3 protein-coding genes are annotated in these 3,631 nt (G+C 64.7%); 2 read left to right on the plus strand and 1 reads right to left on the minus strand.

Features of this window, described 5'->3' with window-relative positions; translation table 11 throughout:
• Window positions 1–60 precede the first annotated feature (60 nt).
• Window positions 61–723, minus strand: coding sequence for a TetR/AcrR family transcriptional regulator (locus BN1233_RS35660; protein WP_046868392.1), 663 nt, complete (start codon window positions 721–723; stop codon window positions 61–63).
• A 122-nt stretch (window positions 724–845) separates the two neighbouring features.
• Between BN1233_RS35660 and BN1233_RS35665 the strand changes: the two genes are divergently transcribed.
• Complete coding sequence (locus BN1233_RS35665) at window positions 846–2,060, plus strand: HlyD family secretion protein (protein WP_046868393.1); 1,215 nt, start codon at window positions 846–848, stop codon at window positions 2,058–2,060.
• 30 nt (window positions 2,061–2,090) lie between these two features.
• Window positions 2,091–3,631: DHA2 family efflux MFS transporter permease subunit (locus BN1233_RS35670; protein WP_082145853.1), on the plus strand; the 1,541-nt coding region annotated here is incomplete at its 3' end.

Here is a 3,631-nt window from a genome sequence, read left to right on the forward strand (position 1 = left end):
GGGCGGTGGCGGCACTGGCCGCCCTTACCCAGCTCGGTGAAACGCGCCTGAGACTTGATATCAGCCTGTTGGTTTCTGTCGCCGGCACCCGTCCAGAAACAGGCGGGCACAACATTTCGCCCGGCTGGCGATTTCAGCCGCATCCGGCGCGGCTCGTTCTCCCAACATCGCGGCTCGCTGCGGCTCCATGATCATCATGCCGCGCAGCATGCCCGTCGCTGTCGATGCGTCCTCGAGCGCGATCAATCCGCGGTCGCACAGCCGTTTGAGCCAGCTCGTCATGGCCTCCGTGGTCCGGCCGATAGCGACCTCATAAAAAGTGGCGGCGATCTCGGGAAAGCGGTCAGATTCGCCGAGCACCAGCCGGTAGATTGCGATTGTCTCCCCGTTTAGGGTCAAGGTGCCATAGGCAGCCAGCAGGCGTTCGAATGCGTCTTCCACCGGGAGCGGGTCGAGCGCCGCCGCATCGATGTCCAGCATGAAGCGGGAGATCCGGTCGGAAACGACGCTGCGAAACAGGTCGGCCTTGGTCGGGATCAGGCGATACATGGTCTTGGTCGACACGCCGGCGCGCTGGGCGACGGCCACCATGCTGGCTCCGGCATAGCCGTTCGCCAGAAACTCCTGACGCGCCGCTTCGATCACAAGCTGCCGCGTCTCTTCATCGGGCCGGACCTGCGGTCGTCCGCGTGACCGTCGGACCACGTGCACATTTTGTCGCATTACGGTTTTCCAAATTCTCATTGACGACTTCTGCGCGGCGGCGCATTTTGGAAACTAACAATTTTCTAAAACTAAGCCAAGCGGATTCTGGGGGCTCGCGCGAACGGGAAAGGACCCGGGCAATGAGCCAGCATCAGACTGTCTTCACCATCGAGAAGACGCTTCCGGTTGCCGAGGCGGCGCCCGGGCTCACCGTGAGGCAGGAGCCTCTTCCGGCGCCCGAGGCCACTTCCCCGCCGACCGGGGCTGCCCCCAAGCACGTCGGGAAGTATTCCATCCGCAAGCTGTTGCTCGTCGGGGCGAGCCTCATCGCCGTCGCGGGCGCCTCTCAGTATGGCTGGCGGTATTGGACCGGCGGGCGCTTCGAGGTCTCGACCGACGACGCCTACGTCAAGGCTGACAACACCACGATCGCCCCGAAGATCTCCGGCTACATTGCCGCCGTGCCGGTGGGCGACAACGAGCCCGTCAAGGCGGGTCAGGTCTTGGCCCGCATTGACGACCGCGACTTCCAGGTTGCGCTCGAGCAGGCCAAGGCCGATGTCGAGGCCGCCAAGGCCAACATCGCCAACAAGCGGGCGGCGATCGCCGCTCAGCAATCCGCAATCGCGGCAGCCAGGGCCACTGTCGAAGTCGATCAGGCGAACGAGACCTTCGCCGAGCAGGAGGACAAGCGCTACGCCGCGCTCGCCTCCAAGGGCTTCGGCAGCCTCCAAAATGCCCAGCTGGCAGCCTCGCGCATCGCCGCCGCTCGCGCCACCGTGGCACGCGGCACCGCCGCCCTCGCCAGCGCAACGGGACAGCTCGACGTGCTCCAAGCCGAGCTCGGGCAGGCGCAAGCAGCCCTTGGCCGCGCCGAGGCCGCACGGCACCAGGCGGAATTGAACCTCTCCTACACCAGCATCGTCGCGCCGATCGACGGCGTGATCGCCAATCGCACCCTGCGGGTCGGGCAGTATGTGCAGGCGGGGACGCAGCTCATGGCCGTGGTGCCGACGGAAGCGGCCTACATCATCGCGAATTACAAGGAGACACAGCTCACCAATGTGCGCGCCGGCCAGCCGGTGGAAGTCGAGGTCGACATGTTCCCCGGCCAAGCCTTCCGGGGCCGCGTTGACAGCCTCTCGCCCGCGAGTGGGCAGGAATTCGCGCTGCTGCCCCCCGACAACGCCACCGGCAACTTCACCAAGGTGGTCCAGCGCATCCCGGTGAAGATCGTCCTCGACGCCGGCGGTCCGCTCGCGGTCGTGCTGCGTCCGGGCATGTCGGTCTATCCGACGATCGACACCAAGGCCGAGGCAACGCGCATCGCCTCCATTCCCGAGCGTAACGGCTGAGACCCGAACGGGTCGCGCAGGAGACATGCCATGTCGACCACGACACCAGCCATGACGTTGGGCTCGCGCCCCGTGCCACTTGCTGCAGCCCCGTCCGACAGGGCGAGCCTCACCTCCTGGATCGCCGTCCTCGCGGGCATGATCGGCGCGTTCATGGCGATCCTCAACATCCAGATCACGAACGCTTCGCTTCTCAACATCGAAGGGGGCATCGGTACCGGCGTCGACAACGGCGCCTGGATCTCGACCTCCTATCTTATCGGTGAGATCGTCGTGATCCCGCTCACCGACTATCTGAGCCGCGTCTTCTCCTTCCGGCGCTACATGCTGGCGAACACCGTCCTGTTCGCGCTCTTCTCGATGGCCTGTGCCTTCACGCACGACCTCGGTTCCATGATCGCCATGCGCGGCCTGCAGGGCTTTTCCGGCGGCATCCTCATCCCGATGGCGTTCACCACGGTGCTGACCAAGCTGCCCAAGGCTCAGCAGCCGATCGGACTTGCCCTCTTCGCGCTCTCCGTCACCTTCGCGCCCGCCATCGGTCCGACCATCGGCGGCTATCTGACGGAGAACTATGGCTGGCAGACCATCTTCTTCGTGAACACGCCGCCCAGCATCATGATGGTCATCGCGCTCGCCTTCACGCTCGAGAAGACGCCCATGCAGCTATCGCTGCTCAAGGAGGGTGACTGGGCTGGCATCGTGACCATGGCCATCGGGCTCTCCGCGCTGCAGACCGTGCTCGAGGAGGGCAACAAGGACGACTGGTTCGAATCGCCCTTCATCCTCAATCTCAGCATCATGGCGGCCGTGTTTCTCGCCGCGTTCATCGCGATCGAGCTGACGGTGCAAAAGCCGCTCGTCAATCTGCGCCTCCTGAAGCGGCGCAACTTCGGCATCGGCGTGCTCGTCAATGTGCTGGTCGGCTTTGCGCTGTTCGGCAGCGTCTACATCCTGCCTCAATACCTTGGCCAGGTGCAGCGCTACAACGCCGAGCAGATCGGCAATGTGCTGGCGTGGACGGGCCTGCCGCAGCTCTTCCTGATCCCGCTCGTGCCGTTGCTGATGAAGCGCTACGACCCGCGCTATATCGGTTTCGTCGGCATCGGCATCTTCGCCGCGAGCTGCTTCATGAACATCACCCTGTCGCTGGACAGCTCGGGCGACCAATTCTTCCTGCCCAACGTCGTGCGCGCCATCGGCCAAGCCTTGGTGCTGACGCCGGTCAGCAGCATCACGACAGCCGGCATCGCTCCGAGCGAGGCGGGTGCTGCTTCCGGCCTGTCGAACATGCTGCGCAATCTCGGGGGGGCCGTCGGCACTGCAACGCTCGCGACGGTTCTGACCACGCGCGAGCAATTCCATTCCAACATCATCGGCCAATCGGTCACGCTCTATCGGGAGGAGGTGCGCCAGAGGATCAGCGACCTGACGCAGTATTTCATGGCGCATGGCGTGGCTGATCCGGCCGCCACGCAGCATCAGGCAATCGCGGCAATCGGTGCGACCGTCCGCCGGCAGGCCCTCATCCTGGGCTTCAGCGACACGTTCGCGGTGATCGGCACGTTGCT

This window comes from Microvirga massiliensis, assembly GCF_001006805.1.
GTDB lineage: Bacteria > Pseudomonadota > Alphaproteobacteria > Rhizobiales > Beijerinckiaceae > Microvirga > Microvirga massiliensis.